Below are 20,278 nucleotides of genomic sequence, written 5' to 3' on the forward strand. Positions count from 1 at the left end.
GTGAATCGTACGGTGGCTAAAGAAGATCTCGATAGTCGAATCTTTAATACCTTAAATATTATCCTGCTCTGTATTTGTACAATCATTATTGTCGTTCCTTTATGGAATGTAGTCATATCCTCTTTAAGCTCGGGCAAGGCGCTTGCGGAAGGCGGATTCATATTTTGGTCTCCAGAGTTCTCCTTGGAAAATTATCGTGCTGTATTTCAAGATGAGACCATTGGTTTAGCGTTCGTAGTATCGCTTGCCAAAACATTTATTGGTGTCATTACCCACGTATTCTTTTGTGCCATGATCGGTTATGGCTTGAGTAAGAAATACATACGTGGACGTAAGTTGTATGTTGCCATGGGTGTAATCACCATGTTTTTCTCAGGTGGAATGATCCCTACGTATTTATTGATTAAATCATTAGGCCTCTTAAACAGCTTCTGGGTTTATATTATCCCGGCCTTGTTCAGTTATTATGATGTAGTTATTCTAATGAACTTCTTCAGAAATGTACCGGATTCACTTGAAGAGTCAGCCAAAATTGATGGTGCAGGTGACTGGCGCATTTTCCTAAAAATCTTTATCCCTCTTTCCATGCCGGCTATGGCCACCATTGCGTTATTTAACGGGGTTGGGCAGTGGAACGACTTTATGACCACCAAGTTATATATTACCGATCAATCGCTCTACCCGCTGCAGATGAAGCTCTATGAAATCATTGTTCAGTCGCAAACACAATCCATGCAAAATGTGGGTGGATCTGCGATTATCGAAACTACGACTAAAGGGGTTCAACTAGCAACAATTGTCATTACAACTTTGCCGATTGTTGTGATGTATCCAATATTACAGAGGTACTTTATCTCAGGCATGATGATGGGGGCGGTGAAGGAATAGTAAGTAAATCTCCAAGTAGTGAATGCTTACAAAACTTTTTAGGGGGAAACAAAAGATGAACAAAGCATTTGGGAAAAAAGGACTCAAACTTTGTACGGCACTTATGGCTGTTGTATTAGTATTTACAGGTTGCGGATCGAAAGGTAATTCTGACAGCTCCAGTAAAGAGTTAAGCTCCATTGAAGGCCGTTATACTATAGATCCGGAAACACCGGCATGGAAGCTGGATACAAAAAAAGAGACAACAGATCTGACTTGGTACGTGAATGCAGACTGGTGGAATACTGATTTCGGAAAAGACCTTGTCACTAAGAAAATTAAAGAGGATTTAAACATCAACATTAAATTCATTACAGGCGATGACACTAAGCTAAATACGATTTTTGCCGGCGGTGAAATGCCAGACCTGTTGACTATTTTTGATTCCAACTCTCCAGTCGTACAAAAAGCTGCTACATGGGCATTGCCTTTGAATGATCTGGCAGATAAATATGATCCTTATTTCAATAAAGTTGCAGAAAAAGATACGATGAACTGGTTCCAGTTAGCTGATGGCAAGACCTATGGATACCCTAACTATTCCAATACGCAAAACGATTATGATAGCGGTAACATCCCTGCTAAAACAGCCTTTGTCATCCGCAAGGATGTTTACGAAGCCATTGGAAAACCAAGCTTTGGAACTCCTGAGGAATTCAAGAGCGTTATGCAACAAATCAAAAAACAATTCCCGGACATGATTCCTTTTGGTTTTAACTCCATTGGTTCAGGCACTGGTTCTTTGGGAGATGTATTGGAGGATTTCATCGGAGTGCCGATGGAAACTGAAAATGGCGAGTTCTACAACCGTAACCTAGATGAGGATTACTTGACTTGGTTGAAAACGTTAAATGAAGTCTACAGAAATGGTGACATCAGTGATGACAGCTTTGCTGATGACGGTACTGCCTTTGAAGAAAAAGTGAAATCCGGTAAATATGCAACAATACTTTTGGATGGAACCCCTCAACAAAGTGGTAACCTGCAAATCTTCATGACAGAAAATCCAGGCAAGGAATATATCGCTATTGATGGCCCACAAAGTACTGTTGGACATGAACCAACGTTGAATCAATCCGGAATTACAGGTTGGATGATTAGCTATGTTACTAAAAAGGCTAAGGATCCTGCAAAAGCGATTCAAATTTACACTTATTTGCTCAGCGACGAAGGACAAAAGCTCATGAACTACGGTATTGAAGGAGAAACCTATAAAGTTAACGACAGCGGTAAAATTGAATTCTTGCCTGAAATCAAAGACCTGCAATTAAATAATGCCGATAAATTCAAAAAAGATTACCGGATGGGCGAATTTATGTTCTTTGGACATGACCGTGATAAAGCGCTGAGTAATGACGCATTCGCAGATTCCATTAAACAAATGCAAGAGTGGGGCAAAGGAAAGCTGAAACCACACTTTATTCTTGAAAACATTAACCCGGCTCAAGGAACGCCTGAAGCTCGCAGTCTTACTGCAATTGATACTACTTGGAACACTACGCTTGTAAGTATGATCCGCGCTAAAGACGATGCTACATTCGACAGCACCTTAGCTGCTTACAAAACATTTTTAAATGATAACAACTGGGATAAGATTGTAGAAGTTCGTTCTGAAAAAATGAAAAACAACAAAGAAAAATTAGGCCTTAAATAAGTTAGAAAATAGAATGTGGCCCCTTCACTGGGGCCTCTTCATAGAAAGATGGAGGGAAACAACATGCCAGAGCTTAAAATTTATCAATCCACCGGGGAGAATACATTGTTTGTAGAGCAAAGTCTGCAACAATTAACTCCAATTGCTGACGCAGAGGCGACCACTACTGTAACTATTGACGAGAATCAAACCTTTCAGGAAATGGATGGCTTTGGAGCATCTTTTACGGATTCATCCGCTTATTTGATTAATCAAGTCCTGGACAACGAACAGAAAAAGGAAGTCATGAGCAAGCTTTTTGACGCACAAGATGGAATTGGTTTGTCCGTATTAAGAAATCCAATGGGGGCATCGGATTATGCTAGAGATATTTATAGCTATGATGATAGACCTGCACAGGAAACGGATACGGAATTAACCCACTTCTCTATCGCACATGATGAAGCAGACATTATCCCTTTGTTGCAACAAGCTCTGGAAATTAACCCTGAGATCAAACTGATGGCTTCTCCATGGAGTGCACCAGGTTGGATGAAGACTAGCGGATCGATGATTGCTGGAGAACTTAAACAAGAATATTATCAGGCTTATGCCGATTATTTTGTTCGATATATTCAAGCTTTTGAAGGGCACGGATTGCCAACTTATGCTGTAACACCACAGAACGAGCCTTTATTTGAACCAAAACACTACCCTAGTATGTTAATGTTGCCTGAGGCGCAAAAAGATTTCATTAAAAACTACCTGAAGCCGAGCTTTGTTAAGCATAACATCGCTACAAAAATTCTCTGCTACGACCACAACTGGGATCGTCCAGATTATCCGTTAACCGTGCTCGATTATGCAAAAGATGAAGTGGATGGTGTAGCTTGGCACTGGTATGGTGGCAATGCGTCAGCGCAATCAGAGGTTCTGAAAGCTTTTGCTGATAAAGAAGTGCATTTTACAGAAGGTTCTGGTGGAGAATGGATTCCTCCGTTTGAACAAGCCTTCTCCAATGTAATGAGGACAGGGATTGATATTCTTAGAAATCATAGTAAATCCTTTGTGTTATGGAATATGGCCTTAGATGAAAAGAACGGCCCAACCGTACCGGGTTTTGGCAAAAGTACTTGTCGTGGTGTTGTGACAGTCAACCAAGAGACCAAGGAGCTTACGTATACGCTCGACTATTATGCGCTGGCCCATTTCAGTAAATTTATTCGTCCGAAGGCTGTGCGCATTGACGCCTCCACCAATCAAGAAGTGATTCGTTCCGTAGCTTTTAAGAATACAGATAACTCTATTGCAGTTGTTCTGTTCAACGATAGTGAAAAGGCTGAGAATGTGGCTTTGAACTTGCCGGGAGCGGATGAATTATCTTTCCGTTTGGCTTCAAAAAGTGCATTATCTATTTTGATTAAATAATTGCTGGACGTAGCTCAGAAGCATTCGAATCTTGATTCGGGTGCTTTTTTCATGAAAATAATCGTATAAAAAATCAATGTTCGGTAAGCAAAGTTTTGAATTTACGGATTTTCAATAATAGTAAATAAAAATGGCAGTCCAGAGCTGATGTTCAGCATCTGGACTGCCATTTATTTTTTTGTGTAATTGGATTGCGAGTTCTAACGTTCTAAACGGTAACCACCGTGAAATACAGGACCCACATATTCATTAAACGCAAATCCATTACGAATGGCTGCGGAGACAAAATCTTTAGCTTTTGCAACAGCCTCATGAACCGTTAAGCCATTAGCTAGACCGCCTGTAATTGCTGCGGCAAAAGTACATCCAGCCCCGTGATTGTGAGCGGGTTCGATTTTGGCTGTTTGGAATACAGTGTACTCAGAACCGTCGTAGAAGATATCAATCGCTTGATCGCCGCCGAGTGCTTTGCCGCCTTTAACCACGACATTACGTGCACCGAGCTTATGAATCAGACGGGCAGCTTCTTTCATTTCCTCAAGGGTAGTAAGTTTGCCAAGACCTGAAAGAACACCTGCTTCAAACAAGTTTGGGGTGACCACAGTTGCTAGTGGTAGCAATAAGTCACGAATAGCCTCAGCGCTGTCAGGGTTCAAGACTTCATCTTCACCCTTGCACACCATAACTGGATCAATAACTACATTAGTCTGAAGATTTTCTTTGATCGCTTGCTCAGCAACGCGCACAATTTCAACACTTCCAAGCATACCTGTCTTCATGGCATTAACCGGGCCACCAGCGAAAATAGTTTTTAACTGCTCAGCAACAATGGAGGCATCAATTGGATAAACATTATGGTGCCAGCCGTTGTCCGGGTCCATAGTAACGATAGTGGTCAAGGCACTAAAGCCGTAGGTACCATACTCTTCAAATGTTTTTAGATCCGCTTGGATGCCTGCGCCACCACTGGAGTCGCTGCCTGCAATAGTTAGAGTTTTAATAATTTGAGTCATGGTTACGTCCCCTTTATATATGTCTGAATTCATAAACAACGCATTGCATTGATTATAACAAAAAATAACACCTACGTCTTTCTAAAAGCAAGAGCAAGGTTGAAAATACATTCCTCTAAAAATTCCCACCCTTAGTCCAGCTTCTCTGCGTTTGGGTCAGCAATGAAGAGCGGTCCGTGATTATCTGTAAAGAACTTCATGAGGGTCTCCACTACTTCCTGCTGTGGGGATGTTTGAGCTTGATGTATTCCGATACTGCGGAATAAATAACCCCATTCTCTCTTATCGTAATAGGCAGCACCCTCATTCTGATAGCCATTCGCGTCTGCTTGAAGCGTATATCTGACCGTTCTTGCTTCAGCTCCTGCAGTACCTAAAATATGCTGTTCGCTAAACTTAAGCGGATTATTAATCGTAAATCCCAGCGCGTCAGCCCATTCGGCTTTTTCCGGGAAATAGGCTCCGATTGCAGTGATGGCACAGCCTGTGCAAGTCCAAGCCGTATCTGAATAGTTCATGTTTTGTTCCGGATGGTTCGGATCCTGAAAGGTAACTCCATAAGAACCGTTAGCGCCGACAACCGCCGTAGCCTGCCATCCGGCAGGAGCAAGTAGAAGATAACCTCCACCGATATCAGGGCGGTAGACCAGCGTTGCTTCTACTTGGTTTTTCATGTCTTGAGATAAAGCAAAGGTCATTTCAGGTATGGGGGGGATTTCTGTATTTATATATTCGCTGCCACTATCAATATTTAGCTGCGCGAGCGTGGTATGCAGTGGAATGATGACCTGCCCATTATCGGGATTACTGCTAGGAAATTCGAGCATTTTTTGAGTGGGGCTGGGTTCGTTATCTGCTTCCTTATTAGTTTGTGCGTTGGTGGACGTGGGTGGTGTGGTGGGCGTTCCCCAGTCGAGCCCTTTATATCCAATCAGCAGCACTAGTACAATTACGACGCACAATATTGAAGTTAAGATCCAGCCGTTTCTAACACCTCTTCGTTTGGATTTCATATATTTTGTACCTCCTTTGATCTTACTTATATAGACCTAAGAATGGAGTGGAAAGTTTCTTACATAACCTTTATATTTCTGAAGTTCTTCATGATCGGGCGGGATAGAGAGGGAGTCCGTTTCTTAAACCCTGCATATCAATATAGAAAGAATTTCAAACAAAGCGTGTAGGAGGGCGAGTATGGTTACGATTAGTTTATGTATGATAGTACGAAATGAAGAAAAAAGCTTGCACCGATGTTTATCTACCATTGCAAGTCTCGTAGATGAAATTGTTATCGTGGATACAGGCTCGACGGATAAAACAAAAGAGATTGCGTTGTCCTTCGGAGCTGTAATTTATGATTTTGAATGGATTGATAATTTTAGTGCCGCACGTAATTTTGCCTTTAGCAAAGCTACTCAGGAGTACATTTTGTGGCTTGATGCGGATGATTATATAAAGGAAGAGGATCAGATTCTTTTAAAAAAACTAAAAGAAATCCTGCCGGGACATATTCACAGTGTGAACATGCAATATAATCTGGCTTTTGACGAAGCGGGAAATGTCACAGCTAGTTTACGCCGCAACAGGCTGGTTCGACGCAGCTGCAACTTTCAATGGATTGGGCCTGTTCATGAGTATTTAGAGGTAAGTGGTCCTTCTTTTAGTAGTGATGTCTGCATCACACATGAGAAAGATAAGGAATACACAGATCGTAATTTGCGGATTTATCAAAAACGTGTTGCACAGGGTGAAGTATTTTCGCCGAGAGACCAGTATTATTATGCGAATGAATTAAGGGATCATGCTATAAATGAAGAGGCTTGCAAATACTATGAGATTTTCTTAGCGGGTGGGCAGGGCTGGATTGAAGATAATTTCCAGGCTTGCCTAAAGCTTGCCGAATGCCGGGAACGGTTGGGGGATAAAGACGGTGCATTTGAAGCGTTATGTAAAACCTTGCAGTATGATAAACCACGTTCAGAGTTCTGTTGCCGACTGGGGGCACTTCTGCTGGAAAAAGGCCAGTTGCATCCAGCCGCATACTGGTATGAGCTAGCGATTCAGCTACCGCGGGATAACGATTCGATGGGGATGAAGAATGGAATCTTTTATACCTGGCTGCCGCATCTTCAATTGGCACTTTGTTATGATCGTCTCGGCCAACACGAGAAGGCGAATCATCACAATGAAACGGCGTTGAGTTTTTATCCATCCCATCCTAGTATGTTATACAATCGCACCTATTTCAAAAATCTGCTTGGCGATAAATATGTAGCGCTCCAGGTTTAATTTAGTAAAAGAGATGCCCCAGCCGTTCTGATTATAACTGCTGGGGCATTAATGCGTTTTTTGGAGCTTGCAAGATTACTGGCAGTGGGGAACCTTCCCGTGATCCCCGGCAAGCTTCGCTAATTAGCTCCAGATTTCCGCGTAGGAAGTAGCTATCGGACTCAGTTGACCTTAAACGTTGCTTTATGGCACATTTGGAATTCTAACGGACCGCATAGTCGCTATTGACCTGAAACACACTCGATTTGGAGCAATATCTCAGGAATAGCTGCACTGGAGTCCGAAACTGTGCTCATTAGGCGATAAATGAGTAAATAGCGTCATCTGGGTCCGGAAGCATCAGAGGGGAGAGAGTGAAGCGGATAGTTACTGGCGGAGTTGCGCTGTCCTCTTGATCCCCGGCAATCTTCGCTGATTGGCTCCAGATTTCCGCGTACGAAGTAGCTATCGGACCCAGCTGACCTTAAACGCTGCTATATGGCACATTTGGAATTCTAACGGACTGCATAGTCGCTATTGACCTGAAACACACTCGATTTGGAGCAATATCTCAGGAATAGTTGCACTGGAGTCCGAAACTGTGCTCAAAAGGCGATAAATGAGCAAATAGCGTCATCTGGGTCCGAAAGCACCTGAGGCGAGAGTGGGCCGGGTGGTTACTGGTTGTAAGAGTAAGCTCGGGGAAATGACTCCGGTAGTGTAGGAGAAAAGGCGTGGCGGATGATTACCGGGTGTAAGAGTGAAGCGGATAGTTACTGGCGGAGTTGCGCTGTCCCCTTGATCCCCGTCAAGCTTCGCTGATTGGGTCCAGATTTCCGCGTAGGAAGTAGCTATCGGACCCAGCTGACCTTAAACGCTGCTATATGGCACATCTGGAATTCTAACGGACTGCATAGTCGCTATTGACCTGAAACACACTCGATTTGGAGCAATATCTCAGGAATAGTTGCACTGGAGTCCGAAACTGTGCTCAAAAGGCGATAAATGGGCAAATAGCGTCATCTGAGTCCGGAAGCATCAGAGGGGAGAGGGTGGGTCGGGGGTTACTGGATGTAAGAGTAAGCTCGGCGTAAATGACTCCGGTAGTGTAGGAGAAAAGGCGTGGCGGATGATTACCGGGTGTAAAAGTAAGGTATGAGGTGTAAGATTCCCGGTAGCGTAGGAGTATAGGCGAGGCGGATGATTACTGTGTGTAAGAGTGAGGCGCATAGTTATTGGCGATGTTGAGCTGTTCCCTTGATCCCCCGGCATGTTTCGCTAATTAGCTCCAGATTTCCGCGTACAAAGCAGCTATCGGACCCAGCTGACCTTAAACGCTGCTTTATGCCACATTTGGAATTCTAACGGACCGCATAGTCGCTATTGACCAGAAACACACTCCATTTGGAGCAATATCTCAGGAATAGCTGCACTGGAGTCCGAAACTGTGATCAAAAGGCGATAAATGGGCAAATAGCGTCATCTGGGTCCGGAAGCAGGGGGACATGGTGGATGATTGCTGGGTGTAAGAGTAAAGTCAGGGGTGTAAGATTCCCGGCAGCGTAGGAGTATAGGCGTGGCGTATGATTACTGGGCGCAAGAGTAAGCTCGTAGGTGGATCATTATCAGCAGCGTAGGAGTAAAGGTAGGCAGTAATTAATATGCAGAAGATATCCCAAAGAGGGTAACCCAGCATCCATGAACTAGATGCTGGGTTACCCTCTTTTAGTAAGCTGGATTGTATTGTTGTTCCTTTTTATAATCGTTTGGAGGGAGACCTACCTCTTGTTTGAAAAGCTTGGAGAAATAGGAGTAGTTGCTATAGCCAACTTTGTTCGCGACGGTATATACAGACATATTTGTGGTTTCCAATAAATGTTTCGCAGCCGCGATTCGGACGTGGATGACATAACTGCCTAATGAAACCCCAGTTTCTCGTTTGAATATCCTTGCCAGGTAATCAGGATTGAGATAGACAATTTCAGCCAAATCATTTCGGGTCAGGTCATCGCCGTAATGTGAATGAATGTATTGTTTGATTTCTTCTGCGACGGACTTAGGCTGGGCAGCAAAGTCACGATATTTCATGGCTGTAGTGACAAGGTATTTAAGATATTCTTCCATATCCTCGATTGAATCCAAAGAGTGCATAGATAATTTATCATTAGTTTTGCCAGAGTATAATTTGTGTGATCTTATCCCTTTCAGGTTGAGAAATGAATAGACTAGCTGTACTACATCTAAACGGAACAAGCTAAGGACAGAGGTCTCAAGTGTTCTATTGTTAAGCATGACCTTTAAATATTGTGTAACTTCTTCAAGAAAAGCAGTGAATTTATTCTGATTCAGCAGTTCTTCCAAATAGGCAAGATCCGGTGGTGTATAGCCCGGTTTATTTTGATGCAGATAAGCCTCCACCAAAAAGGTCTGATTTCTGCATCTCGTAATTTCTTCATCCATAGTCAGGGATTGTTTTAGAACATTCCCCACATTACTCAGTTTATCGTTTAAACCAATATTGCAGCAGACATCACATTTTAAATAAGGATTCGCCTTTTGAATAAAAGAAGCACATAATGCTTCAAGCAGTTGCGTATCTGGAGCCTGGTTCCATTTTAATATGGCGATCCAGTTATAATCTTTGTATTCCAGAATGCTTTCGATGGTAAAACTAGGGTGCTGAAACAATTCGTACAATACATTTAGCAGGGCAAAATCAAACAGATCCTTTTCTTCTTTTCCCATACTGCCATTGTAAGGGAATAAGTTAAATATCAAAGGCTGTAGGGTATCACTCATTTGATAGGAGAGGTTTTGTTCTTCAATGGCATGTGTGATGTCTGACAATTTAATGGGAAATGATGTACTGCCACTAACTAGCTTCCGCCAAAAATGCTCAAGAATCTTCGCCTGATTTTTTTGCCAAAAGTAACCGCCCTGAATGGCTTTTTCGTTTTTTTGCTGCTCTTTTGCTTGGGTAACCGCCTTATGGATGATCAACATCAGCTTGTCAAATTCAATGGGCTTAAGGAAATATTCAAAGCTCTGCAATTCGATTGCTTTCTGCGCATAGTTAAAATCTGCATAATTGGTAAGAAGAATAGCCTGAATACTATAATTTCCCTCGCGAATCCATGCTAGTAATTCCAGTCCGCTGCCCTGTGGCATTTCAATATCTGAAATCAGAATTTGAACAGAATGCTTTTCTATTATTTCACGTGCTTGAGCGACATTATTAGCCGTATAAACAGTATCAATGTGTAGTGATTCCCAATCAATTTTCTTTTGCAATGCGGCAATAACATAAAAGTCATCATCAACAAGCAGTACATTCATAGTTTGCTCTCCATTCATTTAGATTTATTAGGAAGCTTCGGAAGATATAAGATTACACTAGCGCCGCCGCCCTCCAAATTGGAGAAGGTAACGGTTGCTCTTTTTAAATATAGGTACTCTAGTCTTTTAAGCGTATTCATAATGCCGATTTGTGTACCTTTACTTTGATCCAAAGGCTCTCCAAGATTAAGTTTCTCTAACACCTGAGATGGAAAACCGGGACCGGTGTCGGTGAGCTGGATAACGAGCATTTCTTCTTCCTGATCCATCTGTAATCGTTGTACTGTAAGCCTGATCTCGGCTTCATGTTCGCGTGAAATCGCATATTTAATTGAATTTTCGATAAAGGTTTGCAGCACTAACGGTGGAATTTCCACACTGCCTGCCTGATCCTCTTGTTCGATGTAATAAATAAATGCGTCCTGATAACGTTGCTTTTGAATCTCCAAGTAGGTTCGGACATGCTCGATTTCATCCTCCAACCGGACAAAATTCTCGCCATTCTGAAAAATGTAACGGAAATACTTAGAGGTAGACAACGTCATATTTTCAATTTCTTTATACATATGAATTTGCGCCATGCTATAGATGCTAGTCAGACAGTTTAAGAAAAAGTGTGGTTTAATCTGTAGCTTCATATAGTCCAGCTGTATTCTTTGTTTCTCCAGTTCCTGCTCGTACATAGCGATTTTAAAGGTTTTGATTTGTTCAACCAAGCCTTTAAACTGAGTGTTTGCCTGTTCCAGCTCTATAATCTCACTGCTTCTGAAATCTGCGGGTTGCCCAGACTCATTAATGAAAGCAAGGTTATCGGAGAAGCTTTGAATCGGACCTAACACTCTTTTTTTGAAAAAGAGCAGAACAATGCATAACGTGGAGGTCACAATGAAGAACAATAACATAATAAGCAGCTGGGCAATCATGATTTTTTCGAATATGCCATATTTAATGACCATTTTGGTGCTGAAGGTGGTGTCTGAGAATGCACTGTTGATTGTTGTACGCGATTGCAAAAGATTAGAGAATCCCCCATTTTCCGTTATTAGCTTTCCGCTATTGGAGATCGGACTAGTTAAAGGCTGTTCATTCTCATCTACTAGAGAAACATAACCATTGGCGCCAAGATTAATTTGGCGTAGCGGCCGGATCAGATTATCTGCGGAGATCAGTCCAATTAAATAGCGATTGTAATAGGGCACGATATTAATCACATAATAATGGTTGTTTACTAGAATAGGCGTCCATTTGGAATAAAACTTCTCGTACATCTCCTTATCATCAATATAAGAAATAATCTTTTTTTTCAGCTCCCTGTAATCCGTATAGGTTACGCTGATCGGTGCGCAATTCAAAAAATAGGTCTCATTTTTCAAATAGTAGAAGAAGTTATACTCATGCCCGTAGTTTTTTTGCAGCTCGGTAAAGCGTTTGAACAGATTATCATTTGCCTTTAAGAACTCGATACTGTTGACCCCGTAAGTATTCATCGTTAGTAAGCTCTCATCGTTCCCAAGCGTCCAGCCCATATAGTGATTAATGTAGGCAAAATCATGATTAATACGATTGATGTAAAGCGCCGCAGTATCCTGCAAATTTCGAGTGGACTGCTGCTTAACGATGGAAATGGAAGCGATGCTGATTCCTAAATCCAGAATAAGGACTGTGAATGAAACCAACATCATGACTTTTATATAATGGCGAATGGGGTAGGTTTTGTGGTTCGCTGTTTTTTTGATCATAAAGTCATTATAAAACCTCTGCGTGAAAAAAACATAAGAACTCGCTAGCGATTTCCCTCAAAGTCCGGATAGCACATACAGAAGTCGGGATACTGTTATTAAATCTCCCCAAGTAGAGCATTTAGCTTTTGCATTTTTTGTAAGCGAATTCAAAGGTCTGGATAACCGTCTTAATGTGTCCGGAATACGAAAAAATAAGAAGTTATTATAAAGCTATTCAGATGCATTTTGATAAATTGAAATGGGGGATTAAGAGATGAGTCAACACAGTAAGAAAAAAACTGCAAAGAAATGGACTGTGGGTCTGCTGGCGGCTGCGATGGTATTTGGAATTGCTGGCTGCGGCGGTAACAACGGGAATAATGCAGCGACAAATGAAACGAGCAGCTATAACAAAGAAGGTCTGCCGATTGTGAATGAGCCTGTGACACTTAAAGTGCTGACTGTCCGTTGGGGGAGTATGGGGGACACCTTTACGCAAAACCAATGGCTGAAGGATCTGGAGAAAAATACGAATGTCAAAATCGATTGGCAAGTAATGTCCTCCAATGACTGGGGTGAGCAGAAGTCGATTATGCTGGCAAGTGGCACGCTTCCGGATATCGTTTTGGGAGATCAAACCTTTGGGGATGCCGATATCGTAAATAATCTGAGCTTTTTCCGGCCGCTTGATGATTATATCGAGCAAAATATGCCTAATCTCAAAGCAGCTATGGAAGAAACCCCAGAAATGAAAAAAATCAGCACATTTCCTGACGGGAAAATCTACTCCCTGCCAACAAGACTTCCTGCACGTCCAAAAAGCTCACGTCAGCCTGTGATTAACAAGACCTGGCTGGACAAATTGGGCTTGAAGGTGCCTGAAACGCTTGATGAGCTTTATAACGTGCTCAAAGCTTTTAAAGAACAAGATCCGAATGGGAATGGAAAACCAGATGAGATTCCTTTTATTGAAATTGGTAATGACTTGATCAGTCCTTTCGGAATTGCCGATTTGAATAACAATAATATGATCATCAAGGACGGAAAAGCGATATATTTCCCTGTTTCAGAGGAGTTCAAAGAAGGTCTCAAATGGGAAAATAAATTGTATGCGGAAGGCTTGCTAGATAAAGAGGTATTCACTCAGGACGATACGATGAGATCGGCTAAGTTCCAGAATCCGGATGCTCCAATTGTAGGCTTTACGTACCAGTGGACTCCAGACGCCGTGTTTGGAAAATGGAGCGATCAATATGTGACGATTCCACCGATTGCCGGACCAGATGGTAAACGTTATACGATCGGGAATCCGATTGGGATGAATCTTAACCGTAATGAGCTGCTGATCACCACATCCTGCAAATATCCTGAGGTTGCTGCACGTTGGGCAGATCAGTTCTACACTGACGAAGCGAGCATTCAGAATTTCTGGGGTGCGATTGGAACGGTTATTAAGAAAAACGATGATAGCACTTATACATTGATGGATCCACCAGCTGGAACCAGCGCAGATGCTTGGTATTGGGATCAATCTCTACGTGATTTTGGACCGAAATATGTGAGCCCATCCTTTGAATCGAAAATCGTCCTGAACCCTGAAAGTGGAGATGGACTGAAGCTGCAACTGGATAAGCTGGGCAGTGAATATGTAACAACACCTTTCCCTAACGTAATGTACACTTCTGAGGAGTTCGAGGAGCTGCCAACCTTGACTACGGATATCGACAGCTATGTGAATACTATGCGGGCGCAATTTATTAGCAAAGGCGGAATTGACGAGGGCTGGGATGCTTATGTGAGCAAGCTTAATAAAATGGGACTTGAAAAGTTAGTTAAGATTCGCACGGATGCTTACACCCGTTATATGAACGTGAAATAACCTATTCGTCTTTCGAAAAAGGTGCTGCCCTACAGGATAGCTGTGGGGTAGCATTCTCTATTTTAAATAAGGAGGGGATGTCATGAAATCTGGTCCACTTCATTTCGGGCGGAAATTCGGACAAATCAAACAAAATTGGGGTCTCTATCTATTGCTTTTTCCTGCTGTAGTTCTGACGTTATTATTCGCGTACAAGCCAATGTACGGGGTGCTGATTGCCTTCAAGGATTATAGCCCGGCGTTGGGAATTGGGGGCAGCCCATGGGCTGGATTCAAATACTTCGAGAAATTCTTTCATTCCTATCAATTTTCATCAACGATTAAAAACACATTGATCATCAGTGTGTACAGTCTGATTACCTTTCCGATTCCAATTATACTGGCGTTGATGGTTAACCAGATGAGACCTAACCGGTTTAGACGTTTTTTCCAGACGGTGTCCTATATGCCGCACTTTATCTCCACGGTAGTAATGGTGGGTTTAATGATGATTTTGTTCTCACCTAGCACCGGACTGCTGGGCAATATATATAGTCTTTTTGGTAAAGAGGCTCCTGATCTGATTGGCTCCGCTGGATTATTCAGCAGTGTATATGTTTGGTCGGATGTGTGGCAGCATGTCGGCTGGGACAGCATTATCTTTATCGCTGCGCTCTCCGCAGTTGATCCTAGCTTGTACGAGGCGGCAACCGTAGACGGAGCAAGCCGGATGCATAAAATTCGTTATATCGATATTCCGATGCTGATGCCAACAGCGATAACCCTGCTTATTTTGCGGGTCGGAGGACTGCTTGGGGTTGGCTTTGAAAAAGTGTACCTAATGCAAAATGACTTGAACATCACTTCAAGTGAAATTCTTTCTACTTATGTCTACAAAATTGGCTTGCTCAGCAGTCAATACAGCTTTTCCTCGGCGATCAACCTATTCAACACCGTTATTAATTTTATTTTATTGATCATGGTCAATCAGATATCTAAAAAACTAAGCGAAAATAGCTTGTGGTAGAAGGGAGGAGAATTGAAATGGGAGGTTTAGAGACAGTTACTAAAGGGAATGTGGGGAAAATAAAGAAGAATCGTTCTTCGGATACTATAATGGAAATAGTGATGTATGTTATATCAGCAATTTTTCTAGTTATCTTAATCTATCCGCTGTATTTTATCGTCATTGCTTCGTTCAGTGATCCTTCCGCGGTGGCGGGGGGGCAGGTTTGGTTATTTCCTAAAGGGTTCACCTTCGATGGTTACAAAGAGCTGCTGCGTCATGAAAATATTTGGATCGGTTACTGGAATACCGTCATGTATACGGTGGTAGGGACGGCAATCGGTTTAATTGTAAATATTTCTGCGGCCTATGCGTTGTCCAGAAAGGATCTTGTGGGACGAAAATATCTTTCCCTGTTTTTCATCTTTACGATGTTTTTTAATGGGGGGTTAATTCCGACTTTTCTAACGATCCGTGATTTCCATCTGTACGATACATTTCTGGTGATGGTACTGCCTTTCTCCGTTGGGGTGTTTAACATAATCGTTGCCCGCACCTTTTTTCAGTCGAGTATTCCGGGAGATTTATGGGAAGCTGCACAGATCGATGGTTGTGGAAATCTTCGTTATTTTCTACAGATCGTTTTACCACTGTCGAAGGCGATTATTGCCGTGCTGGGTCTATGGATCGCCGTTGGTTACTGGAATTCATATTTTAATGCTTTGATCTATCTGAAAAATCCTAATATGTATCCTTTGCAGCTGATCCTGCGAAATATTTTGATCACCAATCAGATGCAGTCGGGGATGGGAACCGGGGAAGCTGCGCAAATCGCACTACGACTCGCCAATATGATGCGGTATTCTGTTATTATCGTGGCAACGGTTCCGATCATGTGCGTGTACCCTTTTGTACAAAAATACTTTAACCAAGGGGTAATGATCGGCGCAGTGAAGGAATAGTACATTCAGCTATTCTACTAACATTCGTAAGGGAGCAAGAACGTTATGAAAAAGCAACAAAAAAACAGGATATATAGAACAATCACCGTCATTCTTTTAGTGACAACGTTGCTTGCTAGCCTTACAGCTTGTAAAGGGAACAGTGGGATTAATTCTGTTGAAACTGAACCGGGTGAATTTAACAAAGAAGGATTGCCGATAGTGGATAAGCCTGTGACGCTGAAAGTACTCACTGTCCGGTGGGTCAGCATGGGAGATTCTTTTACCGAGAATCAATGGCTCAAGGATTTGGAGAAGAACACGAATGTCAAAATCGAGTGGCAGGTGATGTCCTCCAATGATTGGAGTGAACGGAAGTCTATTATGCTGGCCAGCGGCACACTTCCAGATATCATTTTAGGGAGTCAGACCTTCGGAGATGCGGATATCGTCAATAATTTAAGCTTATTTCGGCCGTTAGATGACTATATTGAGCACAACATGCCTAATCTCAAAGCAGCTATGGAAGAAACACCGGAAATGAAAAAAATCAGCACCTTTCCTGACGGGAAAATCTACTCGCTGCCTGCAAGATTACCCTCACGTCCTAAAAGCTCACGTCAGCCTGTGATTAACAAAACCTGGCTGAACAAATTGGGTTTGAAGGTACCGGATACGATAGACGATCTTTATAACGTGCTAAAAGCATTCAAAGAACAAGATCCGAATGGAAACGGAAAACAGGATGAGATTCCTTTTATCGAATTAAGTAATGATCTAATCAGTCCCTTCGGAATCGCAGATTTGAATAATAACTTCATGGTGGTCAAGGACGGAAATGCGGTTTATTACCCGATTTCAGAGGAGTACAAAGAAGGGCTCAAATGGGAGAGCAAATTGTTTAAAGACGGATTACTTGATAAAGAGGTATTCACTCAAGACGAAACGATGAGATCGGCAAAGTTTCTAAATCCGGATGCCCCAATCGTAGGCTTCTCTTATCAGTGGACGCCAGACGCTATGTTTGGCAAATGGAGTGATCAATATGTGACCATTCCGCCAATTGCTGGACCAGACGGGAAGCGCTACACCGTTGGGAACCCGTATGGGATGAATCTGGAACGCAACGAGCTGTTGATCACCACATCCTGCAAGTATCCAGAAATTGCTGCACGCTGGGCGGATCAGTTCTATACCAATGAAGCCAGCATTCAGAATTTCTGGGGTGCCATTGGAACGGTGATTAAGAAAAATGACAACGGTACGTATACATTGATGGACCCTCCAACCGGCACCAGTGCGGATGCTTGGTATTGGGAACAGTCACTCCGGGATTTCGGGCCGAAATATGTGAGCCCAGCTTTTGAAAAGACCATCTTTCTAAATCCTAAAACCGGAGATGGACTGAAGCTACAACTCGATAAGCTGGGAAGTGACTACACAACACCACCTTTCCCTAACGTAATGTACACTGCAGAAGAGTTTCAGGAGCTGCCGACCTTGACCACCGATATTGACAGTTACGTCAATACAATGCGTGCTCAATTTATAATCTCAGGTGATATTGACGAGCAGTGGGATGATTATGTGAAGCAGCTGCGGGGGATGGGCCTCGAAAAGATGGTGAAAATTCGGACAGATGCTTTCAGCCGTTATATGGGTGTTGAATAAAAAGAAATGAGGTTTTTACTTGATGGGAAATACGATGAAAGAGCCACCCCCTTTGGCGACCCAATTAAAGCTGCGTTCTGAACCAGGCAGTAATGCTGATGCGATTATTCAGGGGGAGTGCTATCGGTTCACTGTCTTAACTCCGGAGCTTATCCGGATGGAATATAGTGAGGAAGGTTATTTCGAAGATCGGGCGTCACAGACCGTTGTGAATCGCAATTTTCCGGTTCCAGAGTTCCGCGTAATTGATCTGGGGAATAAACTTGAGTTGATTACGAAGCGCCTGCATTTAACTTATGACAAACAGCCTTTCTCCCGGCATGGTCTCAGTATTCGGGTGAGAAACGAAGCGGGTCATTTAATGAGTGTCTGGAATTATGGAGATACAGTCCAAGATTTGGGAGGGACAGCACGTACACTGGATAATGCAGATGGTGCCATTCCGCTGGAGCACGGACTACTCTCACGTGCCGGGTATACGTTAGTTGATGATAGCACCTCCCTAGTACTGGAAGAGGATGGACGGGTAGAGCTACGGGCGTTGGCTGGCCTCGATGTTTATTTTTTTGGATACGGTCATGATTATTTGCACTGCTTGAAGGATTTCTATCACCTTTGCGGTCGTACGCCCCTATTGCCACGTTATGCACTTGGCAACTGGTGGAGCCGTTATTACCGATATTCAGAAGAAGAATACAAAGCGTTAATGGAGCGGTTTGAGCTCGAGCGAATTCCGTTTTCCGTCGCTGTTATAGATATGGATTGGCATCTCGTCGATATTGATCCGCAGTACGGCAGTGGTTGGACGGGTTATACCTGGAACCGGGAATTGTTCCCGGAGCCTCAAAGATTTTTGGCATGGCTGCATGAAAAAGGACTTCGAGTAACGCTCAACGTACATCCAGCAGACGGTGTACGGGCGTTTGAAGATCCTTATCTTGCCATTGCTGCGGAGATGGGTATGGACCCGGAAAAAGGGGATGCTGTGGAATTTGATATCACGGATCCGAATTTTTTGCGAGCATACTTTAAGTTTCTGCATCATCCGCTAGAAAATGAAGGTGTGGACTTCTGGTGGATTGATTGGCAGCAGGGTGGAGTGACTAAAGTACCGGGACTAGATCCGCTTTGGATGCTGAACCATTATCACTATCTGGATAGCGGCCGGCGAGGCAACCGGCAGATTACTTTTTCCCGTTATGCAGGTCTTGGCAGCCATCGTTATCCTGTGGGCTTCTCTGGAGATACCATTGTCACTTGGGAGTCGCTGGATTTCCAGCCATACTTCACAGCCAACGCCGCTAACGTGGGATATGGTTGGTGGAGCCATGATATCGGGGGCCATATGAATGGTTATTTAGACGATGAGTTGGCAATGCGCTGGGTGCAATTCGGTGTGTTTTCGCCTATTCTGCGGTTACATAGTTCTGCTAGTGCCTTTAACAGCAAGGAGCCATGGCGATTCAATAAGATTGCGGAAGATGTGATGAAAGATTGCCTGCGCTTGCGGCATAGTTTACTTCCCTATCTGTACACCATGAATCGCTACGCCAGCCGCGATAGTCTTCCGCTAATCCGACCGATGTATTATCATCATGCGTTGTCGAATGAAGCCTATGAAGTGCCCAATGAATATTATTTCGGAACGGAACTTATTGCCTGTCCGATTACACAGCCGGTCAACCCAAAGGTAGGCGTTGCCGAATTTAAGGCTTGGTTACCAGAAGGGGTTTGGATAGATTTTTTTAACGGAAGAGTGTACGACGGTGGCAGAAAGCTTTCTCTCTATCGCAATCTAGAAAATATCCCTGTATTAGCTAAAGCAGGTGCTATTGTTCCCATGGCAGATCTGACGCAATATACGTCTTCAGTGGATAATCCGAGGCATATGGAGGTCCGTGTGTTTGCGGGAGGAAGGGGTCATTTTCATCTCTGGGAGGATGAGGGGGATACTGCGGAGGATCAGGATGATCAATGGTGCGATACAGAAATGATCCTGGAAATGGGGGATAAAGCCAGCTTCAAGATTCTCTCTGCTCAGGGAAATACAAAGGTTGTGCCTGAGCGGCGATCATGGAAGTTGTCCTTTGTCGGTTTTGCTGATACGAAGGTACAGGTATTCGCTGGCGGCACAGAAATCGAAGCAAACATAGACTATGATGAGGCAACACATACGCTTACGATCATGATCTCGGATCAAGCGGTAGAGCATTCCTTGGAGGTAACGTTCACAGATGCCCGGATTGCGGTGAATTCTGTAGATGATGAGGTGTTCAGCCTTCTGAACCGTGCGCAAATTCTTTTCCAATTGAAAGAACAAATTTACCATGTAGTCAAAGCAGCAGTAACGCCGATGGCGGCCCTGGCTTCTCTTGCCTCGTTGGATCTTGAACATACACTGTATGGAGCGTTATGCGAAATACTATCAGCAAGGCTTTAAGCACTATTTCTTTTAATTTAATAAAAAAGGAGGTTC

The 20,278-nt window shown here is 43.1% G+C and carries 13 protein-coding genes; 9 read left to right on the forward strand and 4 right to left on the reverse strand.

The window, feature by feature from the left end; genetic code table 11:
• From NSQ50_RS10910 to NSQ50_RS10920, 3 genes are all read left to right on the forward strand, one after another.
• On the forward strand, positions 1–888 hold the full coding sequence (locus tag NSQ50_RS10910) for a carbohydrate ABC transporter permease (protein WP_036689738.1): 888 nt from the start codon (positions 1–3) through the stop codon (positions 886–888).
• 55 nt (positions 889–943) lie between these two features.
• The gene (locus tag NSQ50_RS10915; protein ID WP_038569996.1) at positions 944–2,581 is read left to right on the forward strand and encodes a sugar ABC transporter substrate-binding protein; all 1,638 of its coding nucleotides are present in this window, start codon (positions 944–946) and stop codon (positions 2,579–2,581) included.
• A 63-nt stretch (positions 2,582–2,644) separates the two neighbouring features.
• Entirely contained in the window at positions 2,645–3,988 is a 1,344-nt protein-coding gene (locus NSQ50_RS10920) for a glycoside hydrolase family 30 protein (protein WP_036689741.1), read from the forward strand.
• A gap of 200 nt (positions 3,989–4,188) precedes the next feature.
• Here NSQ50_RS10920 and thiD read toward each other — a convergent pair whose 3' ends face one another.
• A complete protein-coding gene (gene thiD, locus NSQ50_RS10925) occupies positions 4,189–5,001 on the reverse strand; it encodes a bifunctional hydroxymethylpyrimidine kinase/phosphomethylpyrimidine kinase (RefSeq protein ID WP_036689743.1) in 813 nt (270 codons plus the stop codon).
• Positions 5,002–5,132: 131 nt separating this feature from the next.
• Positions 5,133–6,014: a DUF4850 domain-containing protein gene (locus tag NSQ50_RS10930; protein ID WP_076143205.1), complete on the reverse strand. Its 882-nt coding sequence runs from the start codon at positions 6,012–6,014 to the stop codon at positions 5,133–5,135.
• Between the two features lie 181 nt (positions 6,015–6,195).
• Between NSQ50_RS10930 and NSQ50_RS10935 the strand changes: the two genes are divergently transcribed.
• Positions 6,196–7,290, forward strand: coding sequence for a glycosyltransferase (locus NSQ50_RS10935; protein WP_076225269.1), 1,095 nt, complete (start codon positions 6,196–6,198; stop codon positions 7,288–7,290).
• Between the two features lie 1,704 nt (positions 7,291–8,994).
• Here NSQ50_RS10935 and NSQ50_RS10940 read toward each other — a convergent pair.
• Both NSQ50_RS10940 and NSQ50_RS10945 read right to left on the reverse strand, forming a co-directional pair.
• On the reverse strand, positions 8,995–10,605 hold the full coding sequence (locus tag NSQ50_RS10940) for a response regulator transcription factor (RefSeq protein ID WP_076224952.1): 1,611 nt from the start codon (positions 10,603–10,605) through the stop codon (positions 8,995–8,997).
• Positions 10,606–10,619: 14 nt separating this feature from the next.
• Positions 10,620–12,344: a cache domain-containing sensor histidine kinase gene (locus tag NSQ50_RS10945; RefSeq protein ID WP_256717107.1), complete on the reverse strand. Its 1,725-nt coding sequence runs from the start codon at positions 12,342–12,344 to the stop codon at positions 10,620–10,622.
• Between the two features lie 256 nt (positions 12,345–12,600).
• On the opposite strand from NSQ50_RS10945, the gene NSQ50_RS10950 reads away from it, so the two are divergent.
• The 5 genes from NSQ50_RS10950 to NSQ50_RS10970 all read left to right on the forward strand — a co-directional run bounded on the left by NSQ50_RS10950 (position 12,601) and on the right by NSQ50_RS10970 (position 20,242).
• Positions 12,601–14,205, forward strand: coding sequence for an extracellular solute-binding protein (locus NSQ50_RS10950; RefSeq protein ID WP_076224951.1), 1,605 nt, complete (start codon positions 12,601–12,603; stop codon positions 14,203–14,205).
• A gap of 82 nt (positions 14,206–14,287) precedes the next feature.
• Positions 14,288–15,211: an ABC transporter permease gene (locus NSQ50_RS10955; protein WP_036689753.1), complete on the forward strand. Its 924-nt coding sequence runs from the start codon at positions 14,288–14,290 to the stop codon at positions 15,209–15,211.
• A gap of 17 nt (positions 15,212–15,228) precedes the next feature.
• Positions 15,229–16,152 (forward strand): carbohydrate ABC transporter permease, encoded by a 924-nt coding sequence (locus NSQ50_RS10960; protein WP_076105383.1) that lies wholly within the window; start codon positions 15,229–15,231, stop codon positions 16,150–16,152.
• A gap of 45 nt (positions 16,153–16,197) precedes the next feature.
• Positions 16,198–17,802 carry an extracellular solute-binding protein gene (locus NSQ50_RS10965; protein WP_076224950.1) on the forward strand — a complete coding sequence of 535 codons (1,605 nt, stop codon included), beginning with the start codon at positions 16,198–16,200 and terminating at the stop codon, positions 17,800–17,802.
• Positions 17,803–17,824: 22 nt separating this feature from the next.
• A complete protein-coding gene (locus NSQ50_RS10970; protein WP_256717106.1) occupies positions 17,825–20,242 on the forward strand; it encodes a glycoside hydrolase family 31 protein in 2,418 nt (805 codons plus the stop codon).
• Positions 20,243–20,278: the final 36 nt, after the last annotated feature.

The sequence above is a fragment of the Paenibacillus sp. FSL R10-2788 genome (assembly GCF_038003885.1).
GTDB classification, from domain to species: Bacteria; Bacillota; Bacilli; order Paenibacillales; family Paenibacillaceae; genus Paenibacillus_AQ; species Paenibacillus_AQ odorifer.